Here is a 1,024-nt window from a genome sequence, read left to right as displayed (position 1 = left end):
CGTCCACAAAATGTCACCGGGGTTTGCGCACAAATTCGGAACAATGCCTTTCGCCCGGGATTTATCAGAGTGAAGGGACCGGTTTTCGAGGAGAAATCAGATGAAACATCTTCTGATCACGAGCATGATCGCGCTCGGCGTCGGTTGCGGCGCCGCGATGGCGCAGACCGAATCCGCACAACCGAGCGGAGGCGACAATTGTGCCGCCGGCCAGGCCGACTGCCAGAAGGGCGGCAAGACGGGCGAGCAGGCCCAGGGCAAGATGAAATCGCAGACGGAGCAGAATGCCCAGGGCAAGGCCGGCGCCAACACCGAGGAGCAGGCGCAGGGTAAGGCCAAGGTGAAGACCGATCAGCAGGCCCAGGGCAAGGYAGATACCAGCACCGAGCGGCAGGCCCAGGACAAAACCAACATGAAGACCACTGAGCAGGCCAAAGGTCAGGCTGGCACCAAGACCGAGGAGCAGGCTCACGATACGGCCAAGTGCCAGACTGGCATGGCAAACTGCCCGAAGGGTTCGAAGATGAACGAGCAGGCCCAGGGCAAGACCAAGATGAAGACCACTGAGCAGAATGCCCAGGGCAAGACCGGCACAACCACCGAGCATAACGCCCAGGGCAAGATCGGCACCACCACTGAGCAGAACGCCCAGGGTACGACCAAGATGCAGACTCAGCAGAATGCCCAGGGTAAGACCGGTACAACCACCGAGCAGAACGCCCAGGGCAACACTAACGTCCAGACCGACCAAAACAAGACGGCCTCGATAAACAACGTGACGGTCGAACAGAAGACCCAGATCACGCAGATCATCCATGAGACCCACGTCCGGCCGGTCGCGAGTGTCGACTTCGACATCTCGGTCGGCGTCGAGGTGCCGCGGCACAAGATCCGCCTGCATCGGCTGCCGGCCCGTATCGTCAAGATCGTCCCGGCTTATGAAAGCTACGAGTATTTCGTGCTGGCCGACGGACGTATCGTCATCGTCGATCCGGACACCTACGAGATCGTGGCGATCCTGGAG

General features: G+C 60.3%; 1 protein-coding gene. It reads left to right on the top strand.

Going from position 1 to position 1,024, the window contains the following annotated elements:
* Window positions 1-124: 124 nt before the first annotated feature.
* Window positions 125-1,024 (top strand): DUF1236 domain-containing protein (locus tag ACXJ7R_RS34145; protein WP_457155641.1); only part of this gene is annotated, 900 nt, incomplete at its 3' end.

Source organism: Mesorhizobium sp. P5_C1 (assembly GCF_054049815.1).
The sequence above is the reverse complement of the archived record's forward strand: the minus strand, read 5'-3'. Positions and strand labels throughout refer to the sequence as shown.